The sequence below is a fragment of the Larkinella punicea genome (genome assembly GCF_003334855.1).
In the GTDB taxonomy this organism is placed as follows: Bacteria; Bacteroidota; Bacteroidia; order Cytophagales; family Spirosomataceae; genus Larkinella; species Larkinella punicea.
Map to the genome: position 1 here is coordinate 1 of NZ_QOWE01000028.1, position 21,815 is coordinate 21,815.

A 21,815-nucleotide genomic window follows, 5' to 3' on the forward strand; every position below is an offset into this window, starting at 1 on the left:
CACATAGGTAACGGTGTGAAGCACCTAAGGCACTGCTGTTTTTATCCATCCCCCACCGCTTAGCCGAGTGACTACCAAAGATAATTCGGTTAATGGTAATCAAAGAGGGTGTCGAACAAAGGTATGATGGCACGTAATTAACTCACAGTCAAGTAGTAAGTCTCATAGTTTCTGTTAATAACAACACGGAACTGCTTCTGAATTCAACAAACCGGTTTGGGGCGGTCTGCTTTTTACGACGTATACTTTTTTAACTGAATAACCATGGAATTAGGTATTAGCAGTTTTGGCGAAGTACAGCCCGATGGCGTGGCCGGAAAAGCCGTCAACGCCCACCAGCGGATGCAGCAATTGCTGGAAGAAATTAAACTGGCCGACGAAGTGGGGCTGGACGTCTTTGCCCTCGGCGAACACCACCGGCCGGATTTTATGGTTTCGGCCCCGGAGGTCATTCTGGCAGCCGCAGCCTCCCTCACGAAAAATATCCGGCTGTCGAGTTCCGTCACGGTTTTGAGTTCAGCCGATCCGGTTCGGGTGTTCCAGAATTTCGCTTCGCTGGATCTCATTTCCAACGGCCGGGCCGAGATCATGGCCGGGCGCGGTTCGTTCATCGAATCCTTTCCGCTGTTTGGCTACGACCTGAAGGATTACGACGAGCTGTTTACCGAAAAACTGGACCTGCTGGTGGCGATCAACCAAAGCGAAATCGTCAACTGGCAGGGTAAACACCGGGCCGCCATCCGCAACCTGGGCGTTTATCCGCGTCCGTATCAGGAATCGCTCCCGATCTGGCTGGCCGTTGGTGGCACGCCCGCATCCGCCGTTCGGGCGGGTACGATGAACCTGCCCATGACGCTGGCGATGCTGGGCGGCTCGCCCGACCGGTTTGTGCCGTTTGTCAATTTGTTCCGGCAGTCGGCGCAGAAAGCCGGTCATGACGTTGCGAAATTACCGCTGGCGATCAACTCACATTTTTATCTGGCCGACAATTCACAACAGGCTTCTGACGAACTGTTTCCATCCTACGAACAGATGATGAACCGCATTGGTCGCGAACGGGGCTGGTCGCCCATTGGCCGGGAGCATTTCGAGTACATGCGCCAGTCCGGGCCGCTGCTGGTGGGCAGTCCGCAGCAAGCCATCGACAAGATTCTGCACTTTCACGAATTGTTTCAGAACACCCGGTATCTGGCCCAACTCATTGGCAGTCATCAGCTTCCGCACAGTAAAGTGCTTCGCGCGATCGAATTGTTCGGAACCAAAGTGGCACCAGCCGTTCGGAAAGCCTTACGAACGCCCGAGCCGGTTTAAACCTTAATTGCCGGGAATTAGACGTACCTTCACCGGAATACGGGCGCAGTGCTCCCCTCCGGTTTGCAAACAATCTTTGATTCCCTCATCACAAGTTTTATTGACCATAACGTCGGCATCGCCGACCATTTTTTAAGTGACGCGCTGGCGGCTCATCTGAAAGAAAATCTGACCACGCTGTACGCCGAAAACCGGCTTCGGTCGGCAGGTACCGGCAGCGACGGCCAGGTTGTGCAGAATAAACGGGTTCGCAGCGACCTGATTTACTGGCTGGATCGCCAGCACAATGACCGCTACGAAAATGATTTTTTTGACCTGATGGACCGGTTTGTCCGTCATTTAAACCAGACCTGTTACACGGGTATTACAGGCTACGAATTTCACTATACGCTGTACGAAACGGGCAGTTTTTACCAGAAACACCTCGATCAGTTTCGCAACAACGACAGCCGGAAGTATTCGATGATCCTGTATTTAAACGCCGACTGGCAGGAAGATGACGGTGGCGAATTGTGCATTCACCGGGGCGATACCATACAACACATCGCCCCGGTAAACGGCAAAATCGTCTTTTTTAAGAGTAACGAATTGGAACACGAAGTCCTCCGGACCAATAAACCCCGGATGAGTATAACCGGCTGGTTAAAAGTGAATTAGGCTATTTCTTCTGCTGCGACAGGAACGTGATTAATGACGCGAATTCTTCGTACGACAGGGCGTTGGCCAGGCCCGACGGCATCATCGAGGTTTCCTGTTCTTTCCGCGTCAGAATATCGCTGGTTTTGATGGTGAACACTTCGCCGGTAATGTTGCGCATCACCACCTTGCTGGCCGATTCTTCGGAAACAAAACCCATATAGCTCTTATTGCCTTTGGCCGTGATCAACACCGTGGCGAAGCCCTGCGAGATCGAAGCATTGGGTTTCAGAATCGACTCGGCGATCTGTTCGCGGTTCATGATCGAGCCAATCTGTCCCATAAACGGCCCTTTCATCGGCTCGCTTTTGCTCAGGCTGTGGCAGGCAATACAGCCCTGCTGGGTAAACAGCGTTTTTCCGAGGGCCGCATCGCCCTTGATTTTCGCCATCGCCAGCATCACGTCCTCAATCGACGCTTTGCCAACCTGCCCTTTCTGGTTTCTGATTTTTTCCAGATCCACTTTGGTTTCTTCATTGGCTGCCACAACCTCTTCCCCGCCAAACTCGGTGATTTCCATCCGGTGCCGTCCGTTCAAATCGGCAAAAAATTGCTTGCCTGACGCATCCGCTTTCGTCCATTCCTGCATCAGCAAGTCTTTGATCGCCGGTGACGATTCCCACGTAATCCCCTTGTAATAAGGGCCGTGCGTATCGGGCCGGGTACTCCACCACCACGAACCGTCGTAATCCGCTTCCTTTTTGTAAAGCCGGGATAAAGTCGTCAGAATCTGCTTTTTCAGGGTTTCATCCTTCGCATTTTTGTAAGCAGCAATCAAACCGGTGGCGGCTTTCGGATCGTGCATATACCGCAGCGCCCAGAGGGCAATCGTCGAATTTTCGGTGCCGATGGCATTCACACACGCATCGACGGCATTCAGGCTCACCAACGCCCGAACCGCCAGGTGCGGAGGAACAATGGCGGCATTTGGCGTCGCGTGCGGGCCTTCCGTGCCTTTCGCCGGGGCGACGAAGGAAGCAGGCACTTTCACCTGCAACAAGGCCGGAGCGGCTTCGATCCGTCCCAAACGCCCCAAACCGACGATGGCCGCCAGCCGCACCCGCTCCGAAGGATCTTTCAATCCCTGAAGGAACGGTTCGATGGGCACGGTTTGGAGGTTCGGTTTCCGGTCGGCCAGGGCTTTCAACGCGAACTCCCGAACGTCGGCTTCCGAGGTCAGTTTGACCAGATTGGCAATTCCGTTGGCTCCGGCCGCCTGCGCGTACGTAAAAATGCCGGCCACCCGGACGTACAGCGGCAGGCTTTTGTCGGCGGCCAGTTTCCAGGAGGCATCGGCCGCGTCTTTCGGGCGGGTTAGCAATTCCTGTTGGGCCGCCAAACGGGCCACGGCACTCCCGGATTTCAACAAGGCGACCAGCTCTTTCACCGATGCTTTTTTCACATCCGCAAACGCTTTGTACGACCAGCTTTTCGGCACAACCCGCACCACGTAGCCTTTGGCCGGATTGCCGGAATAGCCCGCACCGTCCCAGGCCGACAGATACATCCGGCCCGACGCGTCGACGTCCACATCGGTGATTTGCGGCAATTTGATAAATTCTTCTTCTTTTTGCGTAAAACTTGGACCATCCGGCGTCACGCGGTGAATATAAAGCTGGCTTCTTCCCCAGTCGGCCATCATCGGCACGTGGTTGTATTTTTCCGGCCAGGTCGGATCATCCATGAACAGCGAACCCGTACCGGAGCCACCACCCACATCGACCAGCGCGGGAATGATTTCATCCGTAAAACCCTTAAAAAGAACCGGATAACCGTATTCCCCGGATTGAATCTGGTGGCTAAACCGGATGTTCCAACCCCCGCCATCGTTGGTGTTGTCGCGGGTAAAAATATTCATATACGGGTCGATGGCCACGTCGTAGATGTTCCGCATCCCGTGCGAATACACTTCCATTTCGGTTCCATCGGGTCGCACCCGCACGATGCCCCCGCCGAGTTGGGTCAATTTCTTTCCGCTCCGGTCCACGGCGCCGTGGAAGCCAAAGTCGCCGACGGCAATGTAAATCCAGCCGTCGATTCCCATCCGGATGCCGTTGGTCGAGTGATCGGTGCCCCGGCTTTGCAGAAATTTGGGTGAGCTAATGTTTTGAATCAGCGGTTTTGACGGGCCGTCGGCCACGCCGTCGTGGTTTTTATCTTCGAAAACCACCAGATCCATGCCAGTGGCAATCCCGGTTTCGGCCGAAAACGTTGTGTGCAGGACGAACACCTGATCCCCTTGGGCGATAATGCCGCGGGGGTTGTCGGCCATCGCAAATTTGGTGTGCCGGTCAACTTTGCCATCACTGTTGCTATCAACCAGTTTGATGATGTAGCCCTTGCCCGGCGTTTTGCCCAGCGACCCAATCATGTCTACACCGACATAGACTTCGCCGGTCGGGGCTACGGCGAGGCAGGACGGGCTGGGCGTCAGGTCGGGACCGGCAAAATTCGTAATTACCAGTTCATCCGGGTCGGCAGAAGCAACCGCCCGATTCGTAGATTTTTGGAGTAGTTTGGTTTCAGAATTGCCCAGTTGTCCAACCAACCCCATCAGGATCAGGACACTATAGACCAGACTTAAGGAAATTTTTAACATGGTTTTCTTTTTAAAACGTTTCTCGGAGGTGCCGCAAAATCAAATACGAAGTACGTTTACTTTACGGATAAATAAAAATGGCAAAAACCGCTATTTCCGGCACCTGATTTCGTTTTGCGGACCACTATTTCAAATAATCAATCCTCCTGTCTATGTTTATGGTGTTGTTTCCCAGCCCCCGGTTTCAACCCTGGGCTGGAACCAAAAACGCACCTTATTTTTCCGGGTTAAACGCTGCATTTCTAGCGATTTCAACGTCGTTCGCGACCTCGCCCCGCAGTTTCTCCCAATGAAACCGGAGCGTTTCATTTTGCTCCCAGGTGCTGCCTTTCTGTTCGGTAAAATGAACCAGCGGCATGTCATTGTACAACGGTCGGGTGATGGCAACGACAGCATCCCAATACCGCAAAGCGGCTTCCAGATGAGTTACCGCAGCCTGTTTATTCGACTCACCACCCTGGGTTCGGTAGGTTTGTAATGCAACGGCACCCTTCAGCTTTTCGGCCAAATGGAAACCCAGATTGGCCCAAACCTGCACATCGGCCACCTCGTAGTGCAGCGAGCGATTGGCTGATGTGTTGATGGTTTTGACCAATTGCAGGGCTTTCTGACCATCCTTTTCCAGCATCTGAGCCAGTTTCGGCGGGGTTATTTTTGTGGATTCAAAACCACCACCGGCGATGACGGTTTTTACATAATCGCTGGCCGACACATAATCAGGATCAAGCACGGGTTGGGTCAGGAGTCGGTCGGCGGAAATGTAAGCGACGTTTTTCTTTGCATCGTGCGCCAGCATGCCCTCACTATACAGCGAAAAGTCCCAGGTAAAATCGAACAGCGAAGCCAGCCGCAAGGGGGTGGACGACGCCAGCGCGTAGGCTTCCAGCAAACCGCTCGCCGATGGGCCGTAACGCCGGGTGAACTCGGCCTTGAAAACCGCATCCGGTGTGGCCGGATTGTACAAAAGCCGCCCCCAGAGTTTGTAAAACAACCATTGCCGTTCAAATGCGTACTTCCAGTCGACCGGGCCACCGGGTTTTGTGAAGTAATCTTTCGCCGGAATGTAGGTTTCCGAACCCAGAAAATAACCACCCACGTACGACTGCCGGTTGGCGGCCAAATGCGCCCGGACGAAATCGGGAACGCCCCACCGCAGGCAGAAAAAGTCTTCATTCCGGGCCGTCCAGGTAATTTTATAGGCTTTCGGGTCTGGCACAAAATAGGTATCGTATAGCTTGCCGCCGTGGAGTTTCACCAGTTTCGGCGTCGAATGGGCGTGCGACCAGTTGTATTTCAAATCCGCCCAGATCGGCCCCTCAATAAACGGCAAGGCCCCCTCGGCTTCGATGGATTTCCGGGTGAGTTTTTCCGTATCGATGCTGGTGACGCCGAGTGACCCGGTCGTACTGGAAAACGGAATGCGGTGAATCAGTTTCGTTTTCCGACCCGCCAGCCGCATGCCCTCAATAATCGTTGCCTTCATCCAGTTTTCGCGCTGTTGGGGCGTCATCCCACCCATCGCTTCACCCAGCGTCAGGCCAAAACCGGTCAGTTCGGGGTACTCCTGAAGCACCTGCGTGACGCATTCGCGGGTGTAGCGTTTGACGATTTCGGACGTATCGCCGTCGATAAAGTGATGATGCGTCAGGTTGTTCAGGGCCGGGTTGACGTTGTAGGCTTTCGAGAATTGCGGACTGGTAAAAATGTTAAACGGAATCAGATAGGTGTCGATCGCGCGTTCATTCGCCATCCGAAAACACGCCATTCCGCAACTCCTCCGCCACCGCCAGACTGCCGTAGATCAGCCCGCGCCCGTCACCGCCGGTGATGGCCAACAAACCCGACGTAGCAGCGGCCATTCTGGCGCTTTTCCTGAAACGGAAAGAACGGCCAATCAAGGAAGCCTTGCTCGAAAACGACCTGCGGCAGGCGCGTAAACTCGTCAACGGCGGGAGCCACGGACTGGCGGAATTTACGGCGGCATTCCGTATTGGTGAGAGTCTTTTGCCGGTAAAACCGGTGCAATTGGTCGTGTCGGTTTCGTAAAAACCGGAGCAGTCGCGTGCCTCACGGCACGCTGCGGGCGGAGGGGATGACTACTTCCTACCGACGCTACGCTGTTAAGCTCCTGACGGAGCGGAGGGCGGACGAGACAGCCTGCTCCTACCGACGCTACGCTGTTGAGTCCCTAACGGGGGCAGAGAGCAGCTTGAAAACGGGTGTCGTTACCGAATCGCGTGATTGCTTTTTTCCTCTTCCAGATCGAGTTGTGCTTCTATTTTACGGATCACGTCCACGTCGAACTCCTCCTGATGCCGGAGCCGCTCCAGTTCCTGGCGTTTGATGCGGTGCAAGCGGGCCAGGGCGTCGTTGTAGTCGGCCAGCAATGGACCGTCGCGGTCGGAGGAAACGTACTGATTCAGGAGTAACCCGCTTTCCAGCCGGCTTTTCAATTGCGCCAGCAGGTGGTTGTCGGCGATGGCATATTGTTGTGTGAGTTCCCGCAAAGCTGCTTCGTGCAACTGGCGGTTGATGGTGGCTTCCTGCTTTTCTTCGGCCAGGCGCGGAATCAGTTCTTTCGGATGAACCCAGCGGATCACCAGCGGCAGCGTCAATCCCTGCAACACCAGCGTAACCAGAATCACCACGAAAGTAATGAACAAAATCAGGGATCGCTCGGGAAATGGGCCGCCCGAGGGCAGTGTCAACGGAATGGAGAGGGCGGCCGCCAGCGAAACGACACCCCGCATGCCCGCCCATCCCAACACGACAGGCCCCCGCCAGCCCACATTCCGCACCGCAACGGGAATAAACCGCCCTGCGATTTCGGTAAATACCATCGCAAACAGCGCAAACACCAGCCGAACAACGATGACCAGGGCCGAGATCGCCAAACCGTAGCCAATGGCATCCGTCAATGAATGGCCGTCCAGCCCTTTCACGACAACGGATAATTCCAGCCCGATCAACACAAACACCAGCCCGTTGATGATAAAAATGACCGTTGCCCACATCGCCAGCCCCTGCACCCGCTCCGTGTGGTTGAGCAGCCGCGAACTGTGGTTCGACAGAAACAGCCCGCCACTGACAACAGCAATGACCCCGGAGTAATGAAACTGTTCTGCGGTCAGGTACATGATGTAGGGGGCAATGAATGTCAGCAGGATCGTGATTCGGGTCTGAAGGGGCAACCAGCGGTGAATCGCGTAAAACACACCCGCCACGGCCAGGCCGATCACCGCACCCATGACCGTCACCATGACGAAATTCAGGCCAACCTCCTGCCAGACGAAAGTGCCCGAAATCACCGTCGCCATCGCAAACCGGAAGACCACCAGGCTGGACGCGTCATTAATCAGGCTCTCCCCTTCCAGAATACTGAGGGTGCTTTTGGGAACATTAACCCCTTTAAGCACCGAGGTCGCGGCCACCGCATCCGGGGGTGAGATAATACCGCCCAACAAAAACCCCAACGCCAGCGTAAAACCGGGAATGAGGGCCGTCGAGGCATAGGCCACCGCCGTGGCCGTCAGGACGACCAGCCCAAAGGCCAGCACCAGCACAATCCGTCGCCAGCGCCAGAGTTCGCGCCAGGACATAAACCAGGCGGCTTCGTAGAGCAAGGGCGGCAGAAACACCAGAAAGATGAGATCCGGTTCGATGGTCAGCGTCGGCACACCGGGAATCAGGCTGGTCAACAAACCACCCATCACCAGAAAAATGGGCGTCGGAATCCGCAGCCGCTGCGCCAGCGTAGCGAGCAGAGCCATGCCCAGTAACAAAGCCAGTCCGAGGAAAACCAGGTCACGCATGAATAAGGAGTTAATCGAATGGTTGGGGAGACACCTGAATCGGTGTCCACAAATTACGCCCTCCTGATCGATCTTCCAAGCGCATCCACCTATCTACCGGTCGGTTTACACAAAACCGCCTTAAGCAGCCACCAAGGAATGGCTCAACAGCACCCGCTCCAAATGGGCCAAATACCGTTGATGATCCCGTTCAATGTTGGCGTTTTTTTCCACATCGTGAAAGTGTAGACCTTCCAGCGGCTTCATTCCCGTGAAAGCATTCATCCGGTGAAAACCGAACATAACACCTTCGTCAACACTTTTTTGGTTGAAAAACTCGCCGGGCAGTGTAAACGCTTCTTCCGGGGCATTCCAACTCGTGGTGAGCATATACTGCCGCCCCTGAAGCGTCCCGCCCGTGCCGTAGTTGATGGCCGGATTTTTCCGCGAACGACCGTCGCTGACGTAAATGCCCTGCTGGTGACCCGCTGTAAACACGACGTCGATGTACTCCTTCAGCCGGTGGGGTACCTGAAACCACCAGACCGGCGTGTGATAAATCACCACATCCGCCCAGACGTATTTTTTCACTTCTTCAGCGGGGTCGTAATCCTCGTTGACGTTGGTCACTTTTACGGCAAAATCAGGATGCTGATGCAGAAAATCGACGGTCCAGTCCGTCAACGTCTGGTTGAATGCCCCGCCCGAATGGGCAAATTTTTGACCGCCATTGATCACAAATATATTCTTCATAGGTGTTTTTCGTTTATGTCGATGCAAAAGTAATGGCCTTATCAGTATCATAAAAATAAGTTAAGTAGTAGCTTTGTATCATAAAACTGATAGATTATGATTGCCAATCTGGAATGGTTTCGGACGTTCAAGGCCATCTACGAAACCGGCTCACTGACCGCAGCGGCCCAGGCCCTGTATATTTCGCAACCGGGCGTGAGTCTGCACCTGAATTCGCTGGAAGCGCATACCGGCTACAAACTCTTCGACCGGGCGGCCCGGAAAATGGTGCCGACGGAACGCGGAAAAGTCATGTATAATTTCATTCTGGAGCCCATCAGCAAGCTGGAAGCCGCCGAACAGCAGTTTCACAAAAGCTCCAGAACCGGCAGGGCGACCATCAGCATCGGCATGTGTTTCGAGACGTTTCAGTTTACGCTGGAACCGCACATCGCCACGCTGCCGTTCAACGTCATCATCAAGTTTGGAGAATACACCGAAATGCAGCACGATCTGGACAAAGGCTTGCTGGATCTGATCATTACGCCCCAGAAAGGCACGCAGACGAACCTGACGTACCAGCCGTTTTCGAAAGAACGGATTGTGTTGATCGGAGGTGCCCGGTCGCAAACCGCCGAACTGGAATCATTGCTGAACCAGAAAAAGTTTGGCGAAGCCGAAGTCTGGTTAAAACAGCAGGTCTGGTACAGCACGGCCGCCGACATGGATCATCTCAGGCGGTTCTGGCACCTGAATTTCAACCGCCACCCGGATTTCAAACCCAACTACATTGTGCCGAACATCTGCTCCATTGTCCGCTGTCTGAGCGACCGGGAGGGCTTTTCGATCATTCCGGATTTTCTGTGCCGGGACGAGATGGAGCGGGGGCTGGTGAAACTGGTTTGGGAAGGAACGAACGTCATTGAAAACACGCTGTATTTCGGCACCCGGAAAAAAACCATCTATACTGACGAAATCAGCCGGATTCAGCAGATTTTTGAGAAGAATGCAGTAGCCTGACTTCAGCCAGGAGGCTATTCCACAATCAATTTAATCTTTCGGCTCTTGGTGCGGCTGCGCAGCCAGTTTTCGATGCGCCTTTTTTCGGCGGGCCGGTGTCGGCGGCTAAATTTGGCGTAGACCAGCAAAACCGTATCCGGACGGTTACCGGTGCGGCTCATGACCAGCGACCGTGCGGCTGTGAACGACTGCACGTCGGGCATGAGGGTTTTGAGTTCGTCGCGCAAATCGGCCACCGGCAAATGGGCCGATTGTGTGGCTTCGATGTAGTTTCGGAGTGAATCGATCGTCTGGTCTTTGCGGGCAATCGACCCCTGGCTGTATTTGATGATCTGGTCGGTGACGGTAGACGTGATGGTGTTGACATCAACTTCCGCATCTTTCAACGCTCCCTGCCTGATGATCAGGGCGGTATTTCCCAATCCATAGGCAGGCAATTTGGCTTTCAGGAGCTGAATCGAGTCGGGTGGCATGGGTTCGCCCACCACCATAAGTTCGATACTGCTTGCATTCCGCTGGTAACGCGCTGTATAATTGACCACCTGCCGATACTGAAAATTCCCTTCATTGGTCACAAACCGTTTGGCGGCCTGTTCGAAGATGGTTTTCCGAACAATCTGGTAGCCCAGGTAGGTGCTGGGAACAAGCACGATCAGGACAGCCGCCAGAATGGTATTTCTAACCCGTTTCTCAATGGCCGGATTGGCGTATTCCTTCTGGTGATACCCCAAAAACCGTACAATCAGAAAGGTGGACAGGCTAATGCAGACGCTGTTGATCAGGAACAAATAGAAAGCCCCGAAAAAGTACGAAATATTGCCGTTGGCGATGCCGTAACCCGCCGTGCAAAGGGGCGGCATCAGGGCGGTGGCAATGGCCACACCCGGAATAACATTGCTGATTTTGTCCCGACGCGAACCCGCCACAATGCCGGCCAGGCCCCCAAAAAAAGCGATGAACGCATCCCAAATCGTGGGTGAGGTACGGGCCAGCAATTCCGACTGCGCAATGTGCAGTGGACTCACCAGAAAGTATAGGGTGGACGTCAGCAGACTGATGATGGCGGCAATGAACAGGTTTTTGAAGGCCCGTTGAATCAGGGACAGATCGTTGATGCCCACGCCCAATCCAATGCCCATAATAGGCCCCATCAGCGGAGAAATGAGCATGGCTCCGATGATGACCGCCGTCGAATTGACATCTAACCCGATGGAGGCAATGAAGATGGCGAAAATAAGCGCCCACAGATTCGTCCCTTTGAACTCGATGCCCCGGTTGATGGACTGAATGATTTCGGCTTCATCGGCCTTATCCTCATCCAGACTGAACCGGTCGCGGATAAAATGGCGTACAAGCGTCCAGGTCGAACTTCGTTGTTTTCGGGCTTGATTCCGCTCTTCAGTTAACATTATTTCGGTAGGTTTAGGCGATAAAACGGTGTCTGTCGGTCTTTTACCAGCAAGGCAGCACCGGAACCGGGTTGAATCTATTTAAAAAACGCAATTTTTGTTCCAAAAAACCGGGTTCTAAGCAAAATCTAATCCGGTATTAAGGTCGGCCTAATCGGTATTCGACAGCTTTGGCGATCATCACCAGCCCACCGTTTTGGATTGTCTATCGATCAAAAACCAGGTTGGTAAGACGCGTTCAACGACGCACGAGGGCTCAGCCCAATGAATAACTTATTGGATTGGAAAGCGTTTAAAATTCGTTCTTTTTCCAGATTTACAAAACAGACCATCGGAACGTTTCTATAGTTGATGAAAAACCAGCCCTCGTTGTACCAGAAGCTATTAACCCGTTTCGACAATCGTTTTGTCCGGTCCATTTACAATGAGCGCGTCCGCCGAACCACGCTGCAATCCATTCCGTTCTGGATTGCCTCACTCCTGACGGGTCTGGTAACGGTGGGGTACGAACGCCTGTTTGCGTGGTCAGAAGCCACCTTTCAAACCTGGTTTCAGCGAATTCCGGCCTGGACTTTTCTGCTCACCCCACTCTGCTTTTTGCTTTCCTGGGCGCTGGTTCGGGTGCTGGCTCCGGCCGCACGCGGGAGCGGGATTCCGCAACTCATGGCCGCCATCGACCTGGCTACACCCGCCCATCACACCAAAATTTCGTATCTGCTGAGCCTTCGGATTGCCATCGTCAAAATCCTGAGCAGCGGGATTCTGTTGCTCGGCGGGGGAGCCATCGGCCGCGAAGGCCCAACGATTCAGATTTCGGCCTCGCTCTTTCAACTCATCAACCGGCTGCAACCCAGGGGCTGGCCGCAGCTATCCCGCCAGATTGTGCTCGTCACTGGTGGAGCCGCCGGGCTAGCAGCCGCGTTCAACACCCCGCTGGGCGGTATCGTGTTTGTGGTAGAAGAACTGACGCACACGCACATCACGCTCTACCGAACCGCCGTTTTCACCGCCGTCATCATTGCCGGGATGACGGCGCAGGCCCTGCTGGGCTCCTATCTGTACCTCGGCTATCCCGCCATTCCCACCACCGGCCTGTCATTTCTGGGCGTGGCCTTTGTCACAGCGCTCATCGCCGGGCTGGCCGGAGCGCTCTTCGGTAAACTGCTGGTGCAAATCAATGCATATCGGAAAACCTGGAAAACCGTGCCGCAGCAGGTGCTTTGGGTCATCGGCTGTGGCGTCCTGTTTGCCGCTCTGATTTACTGGGGCGGCATCGATGCAGCCGGAACCGGCAAACCGCTCATCAATCACCTGCTGTTCCACCACCCCGGCGAGGTGCCCTGGTACGTGTTTCCGGCCCGGATCATGGGCATGGTTTTGAGCTACAGCAGCGGGGGAGCCGGGGGAATCTTTGCCACCTCATTGAGCGCCGGAGCCGTTCTGGGCGAACTGATCGCGCACGTATTGACGATTGACCAGCAGGAAACCACGGTTGTGGTGCTGGTCGGGATGGTGAGTTTTCTGACCGGCGTGGTGCGTTCGCCTTTCACGGCGGCCATTCTGGTGCTGGAAATGACCGACCGCCATTCCGCCATTTTCCCACTGCTGCTCGGCGGCATGACCGCGCAATTGATTGCCTCGCTGGTCGATCCGCACTCGATGTATGAACACCTGAAAAAAGGATTTCTGGCTGAAACCCACCTGGCCATGCCCAATGAACCGGCTACGACACCGAAAGCAAACTGACGGTTTTCCGGCCACTGACGTCCGCAGGCTCTAAGGCAATTCTAAGGTTTTATTAAGCCCGTTCTTAGCTTTCTCATGCAATTTGCAGTCCATCCCATCGGGATTTCCCCGGTGAAATGCATCCACGCAAACGCTCAACACCATGAAAAAGCACATCATATTCTCGTTGATCGGAACGCTTCTGGCGGGCAGTACGGCGGTAGCACAATCCGCCGATGCCACGATCCAGCAGGCCATCACCCATTTCCAGTCCGACCGGCCCCAGCAGGCGGGTCAACTCTACCGGCAGGCCGTTTCCAGCCAGCCTTCTCCCGATTCCTATTTCTTTCTGGGCCGGTATTACCTGCAAATCAACCAACCTGATTCAGCCCGTCTGGCCTTCCAGAAAGGGGCGGATCTGGAAAAAAAGAACTACCTGAATAAAATCGGATTGGGGGGCGTGGCCCTGCTGCGCGGACAAGCCGACGAAGCCAAAACAATCTGGGCTGAAGTGGAGAAAAAAGCCAAACGCAAACACCCCGACTGGCTCCACCGGCTCGCCGAAATGAATATCCTCATCGACAAAAACCGGAATCCCGACGAAGCCCTGCGGCTGATCGACAAGGTATTATCCAACGAAAAAGTGGAGAAAAAAGCCGAATATTATGTCGTGAAAGGTGACGCGCTCCGCCTGAAAAACCAGGGTGGTGAAGCCGTGTCGGCCTATGAATCGGCTTTGCAGTTCGACGCGCAGCAACCAGATGTCCTGACGAACATCGGTTATATTTTCAAAGGTTCGAAAAACTACAACACCGCGCGAGATTATTTTGTCAAAGCCCTCGGCGTCGATTCGACCTTCACGCCAGCGTATGAAAATCTGGGCGATCTGTACTCCCTGAGCCGTAATTACCGGTCATCGGCCTACAACTACAAAAAAATGGTGGATAACTCGGAACCGTCCGATTCCACCATCCTGCGCTACACGAAGCTGGCTTTTCTGAGCGAAGATTACAAGAACATGATGGATTACCTGGCCAAAATCAAAGACCAGTCGCTCCTGAAAAACAGCAACGCCGTCCGGCGCATGTATGCCTACGCCTACGTGACGGACGACTACAAAAAGTATGACGAAGCCCTGGAGCTGATGCAACAGGTGCTGAACGAATCGAAAGAAGAAGACCAGTTTACGATGGATTACGCGGCTCTGGGCCGGGCCTATGCCAACCGCGCCGACACAACGACCGTCAGTGATTCGCTGGCACTGGTGTTTTTGAACAAAGCCACGGCAGACACGTCCAAAAACTACTTCGACGAAATCGCCCTGATCCAGTATAAAGACCTCAAAAACTACGCCGAGGCCGCCCGTGCCTACGAACAGGGCATCCAATGGAAGCAGCAACACAACCAGCGCGTGGTGGGGCAGGATTATTACAACGTGGGCCGGAGTGCTTATTTCGGCTTTTCCATCAACAAAGACAGCACGCTGCTGCCGAAAGCCGACTCGGCTTTTGCCAAACTGACCGAGGTCAATCCCACCTACGACCGGGGGCCTTTCTGGCGGGCACGCGTCAACCGGTACATGAAAGACGACAGCGCCGGTCTGCGGGCCATTACGTATTACCAGGCTTTTCTGGAAAGTGCTGATTCGTCCAAAGTATCGAAGAAAGACCTGATTGAAGCCAACAGCTTTATCGGCTATCAGTATTACCGCGAAAAAGACATCGCCCAGGCGGTTCCGTATCTGCAAAAGACGCTGGAACTGGACCCCGCCAACAAGAACGTTCAGCAACTGCTGGACTACATCGATAAGCGGGAAATGGTGGCGGATACCAAAAAAGAAGAGGAAAAACCGGAAGCCTCGGCTACGGACGACAATAACTAGTTGAGTACGTTTGAGTAAGATGGTAAATGGGAACCCTGCCGGGGCGGTTTAGACCCCTGGCAGGGTTTTGTTTTCCCATCACACGCTTTCAGGGTACGTTTCCGAACAGCTAAGTCAGAATTTACGCGGCACTTTATTTACGCTTACTAGATTGCGATTGACCTACTCCTTTCCGTCTTCCTTGAGTTGCACCGACAGGGTACGAATCAACTCCCGGGCGTCCATCAGCCCGTTGTGACGCCAGATTTCGATGCCCTGCTTCAACAGAATGAACGATGGCAACTGGTGAACCCCGAAGCTTCTGACCACTTCAGGATGAACGACCTGATCGACGCGGGTGATCCGAATGCGATCGCCCAACACCGCTCCGATCCGGTCCAGCAACTGATTAACCGAATCCTGCTGCGACCCGGAATTAGGGACAAACACCAGCAGAACCACGGTTTTGGCGGGAACGATCAGGGGCCGAAAAAGGGTCGAGTTCATAAATTCAGTTCATGGTTTACGGTTGTAAAATTTACGATGCGAGAACGGCCTATGCGGGCCAACTATCAACCCGGAAATCATAAACTCTAAACAGAATACCCAAAATTGCCGCTTTGCCGCCCTAACGACCATGAGATAGGTTGGTTCCCGAACTGATTTTTGTCAGGTAACGGCTTGTTTTTCCCGCTTAACTTGCATCCAATCCCGCTAGACGCTCTTTTGTTGCCAGTTTCCGGACAAACCGCATGATTACCGACCTATTTTCTGCCGTTTTTGCCAACGCGACCATCGGCATTATTCTCTCCGACAGCCGGGGCCGGATGATTTCGGTGAGTCATTACGCGCTCCAACTATTTGGCTATTCGGACGCCGAAATGGTGGGGCAATCCATCGAATTGCTCGTTCCCGACTCGCTGGTTCACCTCCACCAGAACCTCCGGAAGTCGTTTAATGCCCGGCCGGAAGTACGCCCGATGGGCCACGGTCGTGATCTGCACGTCAAACGCAAGGACGGTTCGCTGTTTCCGGCCGAAATCAGCCTGAGTTATTTTTACCGGGAAAATGAGCTGTTTGTAGTCGCCTACATCATCGATACGACCTACAAAAAAGAAGCCGAGCGGGTGCTCATCGAACAGAAAAACCGCATCGAACAACTGAACGCCGAACTGGAACAGAAAGTAGCCGACCGGACCAACGCGCTCATGGTGACGCTGCACCAGTTGGAATTGTCGAAAGACGAGCTTTCAAAAGCCCTGACGACCGAGCGCGAACTGGGTGAACTCAAATCCCGCTTCGTGTCGATGGCATCGCATGAATTCCGAACGCCCCTGAGCGCGATTCAGACGTCGGCCGATTTGCTGAATAAATACACGACAACGGAACAGCAGGACAAACGAAACCGCCACATCCAGCGCATCAAGGCGTCGGTCAATCACCTCAACGACATCCTGGAAGAATTTCTGTCGGTTGGCAAGCTGGAAGAAGGAAAAATCGAAGCGTCCTACTCTTTGTTCGACCTCGAAGAGCTGGTAACCAACGTGATCACGGATGTGCAGGGCATGTTAAAACCCGGCCAAACCATTCAAACCGAGCCGGATTGTGTCTCCAACGTATGGCTGGATCCGTCGCTGGTTCGCAAAATGCTGGTCAACCTGCTTTCGAATGCCATCAAATATTCCGGCGAAAACCAACCGATCCGGGTTCGTTTCTGGTGCCGCGACGGCCAGGTTTGCCTGTCGATCGAGGATCAGGGCATCGGCATGTCAACCGATGATCAGAAGCACTTGTTTGAACGGTTTTACCGCGCCAAAAATGTCACGGCGATTCAGGGAACGGGCCTGGGATTGCACATCGTCGCGCAGTATCTGACGCTGCTGAACGGTACCATCGACTTCCAAAGCCAGCTTAACCAGGGAACCACCGTAACTATTTCATTCAGTCATGAAGACGATTCTGCTCATTGAAGATAACAGTCACATTCGGGAAAATACCGCCGAAATTCTGGAACTCGCCAACTACCACGTTCTGATGGCCGAAAACGGCAAGATCGGCGTGGAAAAAGCGCTCGAAACCCGGCCCGATCTGGTGATTTGTGACATCATGATGCCGGTTTTGGATGGCTACGGCGTTTTGCATATTTTCAACAAAAATCCGGTTTTATCGGGCATCCCGTTTATTTTTCTGACCGCCAAAACCGAGCGTTCCGACTTCCGCCGGGGCATGGAAATGGGCGCGGATGATTACCTGACCAAACCGTTCGATGAAATTGAATTGCTGAACGCGGTGGAAGGAAGGCTGAAACGCTTCGACCAGATGCGACCGGCCTATGAACCCACCAAAGACGGCCTGGCTCAATTTCTGGACGATGCCCAGACGCTGACCGGCATCGATTCGCTGACGGTGGACCGGAAAGGGCATTTAATCCGCAAAAAGCAGTTTGTGTATTCGGAAGGCGACGAACCGATGCGGCTGTATTTTGTGCAGAGTGGCCGGGTGAAAACCTACAAAACCAACCCGGATGGCAAGGAATTTATTACAGGGCTGTACCAGACGGGCGACTTTTTCGGGTATGTAAGCCTGCTGGAGCAAACCGACCACACGGATTCGGCGGTGGCGCTGGAGGATTCCGAACTGGTGTATATTCCGAAGGAAATCTTCATCGATCTACTCTCGCGCGATGGACAGGTGGCCCGGAGTTTTGTGCAGTTGCTGGCCAACCGGGTGACCGAGCGCGAACAGCAATTGCTGGAAATGGCCTACGATTCGCTGCGTCGGCGGGTGGCCGACACGCTGCTGCGGCTCCACCAGAATTTACAAAACCACGAAAATGAGCCGGTGATTCAGTTCTCCCGCGATGACCTGGCCGCGATGGTCGGCACCGCCACCGAATCACTGATTCGAACGCTGAGTGAGTTTAAAGGCGATGGACTGATCGACATCAGCGGAACCAGCATCCGTGTGCTCCAGCCCGAAAAACTGAAACGGTCACGCTGGTGAAACCGCCGTAAAAAACCGGTTATTTTTTACGCATCGCCCATTCCCGGCCCGGTTTATCGACCCGGAAGCTTTCCAGATTGCCCTGATCCTGGAGCGTGACGTAGGCCGTGCGCCCGTCTTTTCCGCCGAAACAGATGTTCGTGGGGCGTTTACCCACCAACTGAATTTCCTGAATCACCTTGCCGCTTGGGGCCACTTTGGCAACGGTTCCTTTTCCAAACCGGGTGATGTAGAGATTGCCGTCGGCGTCGCAACGCATCCCGTCCATGCCAAAATCCGGGAACTCGATCAGCAGCCGTTTGTTGCTAACCTTCCCATCGGCCGACAAATCATAGACCCACACTTTCCGCTGGTTTGACTCATTGACATACAGACGTTTGTCATCCGGGCTTACTTCAACGCCGTTGGTGGTGCCCATGTTTTCTTCCAGCAAGGTTACCTTGCCGTCGGTATCGATTCGCCAGAGATTACCGGTATTGTTCTTCCAACTCGGGTCGCTCGCATACAGGCGGTCTTTGCCGTCGATGGCGATGTCGTTGGGCTGGTTCATGCGCGGTTCGTGGGCAAAAACGCTCAGGTTTTTGGTACCTGCGGCCACTTTCAGAATGTTGTGTTTGGGATAATCGGCGATGAACATATCGCCTTTTTTGTTGAACCGGATGCCGTTGCCGATGCTGCCTTCGGGCAGTTCGATGAATACGCTGGCTTCGCCCGTTGAGGTTACCTGCCCAATCGTGCCCTGTTTGCCAAAGTTGACGGCGTAAACCATCCCCGCCTTGTCCACCGCCGGGCCTTCGACGCCGGACGTAAACCCATTGACGGGCGTAAAAACCGTCGATTTGAATAATTCCTCAGCGGTATTCGGCATGGCTGAAATCATGAGTAAGCCCGCGCCAGTCAGCGAGGCAACAACAGCAAACAATCGTTTATTCATCATACGTGGTAATTGGTTTATCGTCTAGGGTTTATCGTTGGGATGATAACGATAAACCCTAGACGATAAATCATAAACTTACTAAACTACAAACTTCGGTGCCCATGCACTACTTCCTGCGGGGCATCGCGTTCTTCTTTCGGCATCCGGCGGTGCCACCACGACGCCAGAATGGAACCGGTAATGTTCATCAGCGGGCCAAAAATGGCCGGGGCCAGACCCACCGTCGCCATTTTACCCATCTGATTGGCAATCCCCGACGCCAGACCGCCATTTTGCATCCCCACTTCGATGGCAATGGTTCGGCAGTCGCGCTCGCTCATGCGGAACAGACGGCCCGACCAGTAGCCCAGAAAATAACCGGACAGGTTGTGAATCAGCACCAGAACCAGCAGAATGGGGCCAATCGACAGCAGGCTGTTGCGACCCGCCGAGGTAATGATGACAATGATGAAGGTAATGCCAAACATAGACACATACGGCATGGCATCGTCCAGCCATTTGGCTTTCCCGCTCAGAAACTTGTTGAACAGCAAACCCGCGCCAATCGGCAAAATCACCATTTTCGTAATGTCCCACATCATCGCCAGCGTATCGATTTCGACGAAAGCACCCGCCAGCGTCCGCATCAACAGGGGCGTTACGAAGGGGGCCAGCATGGTGGAAATGGCCGTAATCGTGATCGACAAAGCCAGATTGGCTTTGGCTAAATACGAGATCACGTTGGAAGCCATGCCGTTGGGTGAGCAACCGATCAGAATAATTCCGGCGGCAATTTCGGGTGGCAAACCGCTGATGCTCGCCAGCGTGTAGCCGATGGATGGCATGATGATGAAGTGGCTAACGACGCCGATTAGCACTCCGCGCGGCATTTTAACCACACCGACAAAATCATCGAGACTCATCGACGTTCCCATTCCGAACATGATGAGTTGGATCAGGGGCGTAATTAACGTACTGAATTTAAAGCCGTTGTAGGAAACAAAATAGGTAGGATAAAATAAGGCCGTGGTGACGGCGGCAAAAATCATAACCGTGTAGGAAAACCCTTTCAAGTTTTCAAAGCCCCGAAAACCGAAAGCAACCGCGAGAAAGAAGGCAATCAGAAACGGACCCGCCAGCGGAAGATTTCCGGTGACCATCAACCCCAGTGCTACCAGCAGACAGACACCCGCCAGACCTAAAATCAGTTTATACATGATACTATTTTCAGAAGGTTTAGGAATTACCCCCAAATATAACAGTTTACGGTATTCGGTTTACGGTATCCGGTATTCAGTTTACGCCGGGCCGTCGATACGGTAGCCCACCGAAAACTGTAAACCGAATACCGTAAACCGTCACTGCGCCCGTTGACGAACGACAATCGGATCGGCGATGCCGTTCAGGTCGTATACGATCCGGCCTTTGCGGATGGTCATTTCGCAGGTGAGTTTCTGTTTTCCCTCAATTTTGTGGCCGGTGTAATCGAAGAAACCAAAATAACCGGTGTCCCGAACCGCAAATTTGCCGTCCTGCAAGTCCAGAATGGCCACATCGGCCTCCGAGCCTTCGGTCAGGCTGCCCAGTTCGGGCCGCTTGATGGCCAGCGCCGGGCTCCACGTACTGGCTTTGATCACACTGGGCAGATCCATGCCCATCGCCATGAATTTCGACATCACGTTTAGCATGTCTTTCATGGCATTGTTCATGCTGCCGGTGTGAATGTCGGTGCTGATGGTGTTCGGAAAGAAACCGCTTTTCAGCGCCGGAATGGCTTGTGAGAACGCGAAACTAATCCCACCGTAGCCCACGTCAAAAATGACACCCTTCTTCTGCGCTTCCCAAACGAACGGTTTTACCTTGTTGGTTGCCACATCCAGAATCGGCTCACGGGTGGCCAGTTGCCCGAAACAGTGGGTAAAAATATCACCCGGACGCAGACGTCTCAAAAACAGTTCTTCAATGGAAAGCGTCGGTTTGCTGCCACCGAAGTCGATCATCACCGGTTTATTCGCCAGCTTTCCGGCTTCCACGGCGCGGTCGGTGGGCGTCCAGTCGTAGCCGTTGAAGTGCGCCAGCTTCACGCCCACGACCAGATCGGGATATTTTTGGGCCATTTCCGCCGTTGCTTTGGGGTCCATGTCGTCGATGTTCTGCTCGAACTTGCCGCCCCGCATCCCGCTACCGACAATGTTGAGCAACGCCAGCACCCGCGTCTGCGATGCATCGATGGTTTGTTTCTTGAACGCTTCGAAATCCCGCCAGCCCGAACAGCCCGCATCAACGATGGTCGTCACGCCGTTCCGGAACGTAAAACCGTCGGGCGGCAACGCGTTGGGACCGTTGCTGTAGGTCTGATCCATGTTCGTTCCGAAAAAAACGTGCGTATGGATGTCGATGATGCCGGGCGTTACATACAGTCCTTTGGCCTTGACCACCTGCCGGGCACCCGTCGCGTCGATGTTTTTCGCCACCTTCGCGATTTTGCCGTCCAGAATGGCCACGTCCATAATCCCGTTGATGTTGTTTTTCGGATCGATCACGTGACCGCCTTTGATCACGACGTGGTAGGGCTGCGCCCAGGCGAGATTGCCGAAGGCGACAAAAGCCGCAAGAATGAAAAATGTTAATTTTTTCATAGAGTTCAGGTTATTGATTATAGGAATTCGCTTTTGCCCCAGACCCCTAAAGGGGCACGGACGCGACAGCATCCGGATTAAGCCGCGTCCAAGTCCCCTTTAGGGGATTTAGG

Annotated in this window: 17 protein-coding genes; 8 read left to right on the plus strand and 9 right to left on the minus strand. The window is 53.9% G+C overall.

Annotated features, from left to right (window positions below; translation table 11 throughout):
* Window positions 1-264: 264 nt before the first annotated feature.
* Window positions 265-1,311 carry an Atu2307/SP_0267 family LLM class monooxygenase gene (locus DUE52_RS26915; protein WP_114409189.1) on the plus strand — a complete coding sequence of 349 codons (1,047 nt, stop codon included), beginning with the start codon at window positions 265-267 and terminating at the stop codon, window positions 1,309-1,311.
* A gap of 63 nt (window positions 1,312-1,374) precedes the next feature.
* A complete protein-coding gene (locus tag DUE52_RS26920) occupies window positions 1,375-1,968 on the plus strand; it encodes a 2OG-Fe(II) oxygenase (protein ID WP_114409190.1) in 594 nt (197 codons plus the stop codon).
* A gap of 1 nt (window position 1,969) precedes the next feature.
* Here the strand turns inward: DUE52_RS26920 and DUE52_RS26925 are convergent, their stop codons facing one another.
* Both DUE52_RS26925 and DUE52_RS26930 read right to left on the minus strand, forming a co-directional pair.
* On the minus strand, window positions 1,970-4,606 hold the full coding sequence (locus tag DUE52_RS26925) for a DUF7133 domain-containing protein (RefSeq protein WP_114409191.1): 2,637 nt from the start codon (window positions 4,604-4,606) through the stop codon (window positions 1,970-1,972).
* A gap of 214 nt (window positions 4,607-4,820) precedes the next feature.
* Window positions 4,821-6,356 (minus strand): hypothetical protein, encoded by a 1,536-nt coding sequence (locus tag DUE52_RS26930; RefSeq protein WP_374755925.1) that lies wholly within the window; start codon window positions 6,354-6,356, stop codon window positions 4,821-4,823.
* 77 nt (window positions 6,357-6,433) lie between these two features.
* Between DUE52_RS26930 and DUE52_RS26935 the strand changes: the two genes are divergently transcribed.
* On the plus strand, window positions 6,434-6,652 hold the full coding sequence (locus DUE52_RS26935) for a hypothetical protein (protein ID WP_114409192.1): 219 nt from the start codon (window positions 6,434-6,436) through the stop codon (window positions 6,650-6,652).
* Window positions 6,653-6,831: 179 nt separating this feature from the next.
* Here the strand turns inward: DUE52_RS26935 and DUE52_RS26940 are convergent, their stop codons facing one another.
* A complete protein-coding gene (locus tag DUE52_RS26940) occupies window positions 6,832-8,418 on the minus strand; it encodes a Na+/H+ antiporter (protein ID WP_114409193.1) in 1,587 nt (528 codons plus the stop codon).
* A 120-nt stretch (window positions 8,419-8,538) separates the two neighbouring features.
* Window positions 8,539-9,150: an NAD(P)H-dependent oxidoreductase gene (locus tag DUE52_RS26945; protein WP_114409194.1), complete on the minus strand. Its 612-nt coding sequence runs from the start codon at window positions 9,148-9,150 to the stop codon at window positions 8,539-8,541.
* Window positions 9,151-9,246: 96 nt separating this feature from the next.
* Here DUE52_RS26945 and DUE52_RS26950 point away from each other — a divergent pair, with 96 nt between their 5' ends.
* On the plus strand, window positions 9,247-10,149 hold the full coding sequence (locus DUE52_RS26950; RefSeq protein ID WP_114409195.1) for a LysR family transcriptional regulator: 903 nt from the start codon (window positions 9,247-9,249) through the stop codon (window positions 10,147-10,149).
* 14 nt (window positions 10,150-10,163) lie between these two features.
* Here DUE52_RS26950 and DUE52_RS26955 read toward each other — a convergent pair whose 3' ends face one another.
* Window positions 10,164-11,558 carry a TIGR00341 family protein gene (locus DUE52_RS26955; protein ID WP_114409196.1) on the minus strand — a complete coding sequence of 465 codons (1,395 nt, stop codon included), beginning with the start codon at window positions 11,556-11,558 and terminating at the stop codon, window positions 10,164-10,166.
* A gap of 351 nt (window positions 11,559-11,909) precedes the next feature.
* On the opposite strand from DUE52_RS26955, the gene DUE52_RS26960 reads away from it, so the two are divergent.
* On the plus strand, window positions 11,910-13,304 hold the full coding sequence (locus tag DUE52_RS26960; protein ID WP_114409197.1) for a chloride channel protein: 1,395 nt from the start codon (window positions 11,910-11,912) through the stop codon (window positions 13,302-13,304).
* 142 nt (window positions 13,305-13,446) lie between these two features.
* Entirely contained in the window at window positions 13,447-15,165 is a 1,719-nt protein-coding gene (locus DUE52_RS26965) for a tetratricopeptide repeat protein (protein ID WP_114409198.1), read from the plus strand.
* A 162-nt stretch (window positions 15,166-15,327) separates the two neighbouring features.
* On the opposite strand, the gene DUE52_RS26970 is transcribed toward DUE52_RS26965, so the two are convergent.
* Window positions 15,328-15,651: a thioredoxin family protein gene (locus DUE52_RS26970; protein WP_114409199.1), complete on the minus strand. Its 324-nt coding sequence runs from the start codon at window positions 15,649-15,651 to the stop codon at window positions 15,328-15,330.
* Window positions 15,652-15,896: 245 nt separating this feature from the next.
* Here DUE52_RS26970 and DUE52_RS26975 point away from each other — a divergent pair, with 245 nt between their 5' ends.
* Window positions 15,897-17,114: a PAS domain-containing sensor histidine kinase gene (locus tag DUE52_RS26975; protein ID WP_114409200.1), complete on the plus strand. Its 1,218-nt coding sequence runs from the start codon at window positions 15,897-15,899 to the stop codon at window positions 17,112-17,114.
* Window positions 17,092-18,147, plus strand: a complete 1,056-nt coding sequence (locus tag DUE52_RS26980; protein ID WP_114409201.1) for a response regulator — start codon at window positions 17,092-17,094, stop codon at window positions 18,145-18,147. The genes DUE52_RS26975 and DUE52_RS26980 overlap by 23 nt, the downstream gene beginning before the upstream one ends.
* 19 nt (window positions 18,148-18,166) lie before the next feature.
* Here the strand turns inward: DUE52_RS26980 and DUE52_RS26985 are convergent, their stop codons facing one another.
* From DUE52_RS26985 to DUE52_RS26995, 3 genes are all read right to left on the minus strand, one after another.
* On the minus strand, window positions 18,167-19,084 hold the full coding sequence (locus tag DUE52_RS26985) for an SMP-30/gluconolactonase/LRE family protein (protein ID WP_229312328.1): 918 nt from the start codon (window positions 19,082-19,084) through the stop codon (window positions 18,167-18,169).
* Window positions 19,085-19,167: 83 nt separating this feature from the next.
* Entirely contained in the window at window positions 19,168-20,280 is a 1,113-nt protein-coding gene (locus DUE52_RS26990; RefSeq protein WP_114409202.1) for a bile acid:sodium symporter family protein, read from the minus strand.
* A 141-nt stretch (window positions 20,281-20,421) separates the two neighbouring features.
* Window positions 20,422-21,702 carry an amidohydrolase/deacetylase family metallohydrolase gene (locus DUE52_RS26995; RefSeq protein WP_114409203.1) on the minus strand — a complete coding sequence of 427 codons (1,281 nt, stop codon included), beginning with the start codon at window positions 21,700-21,702 and terminating at the stop codon, window positions 20,422-20,424.
* Window positions 21,703-21,815: the final 113 nt, after the last annotated feature.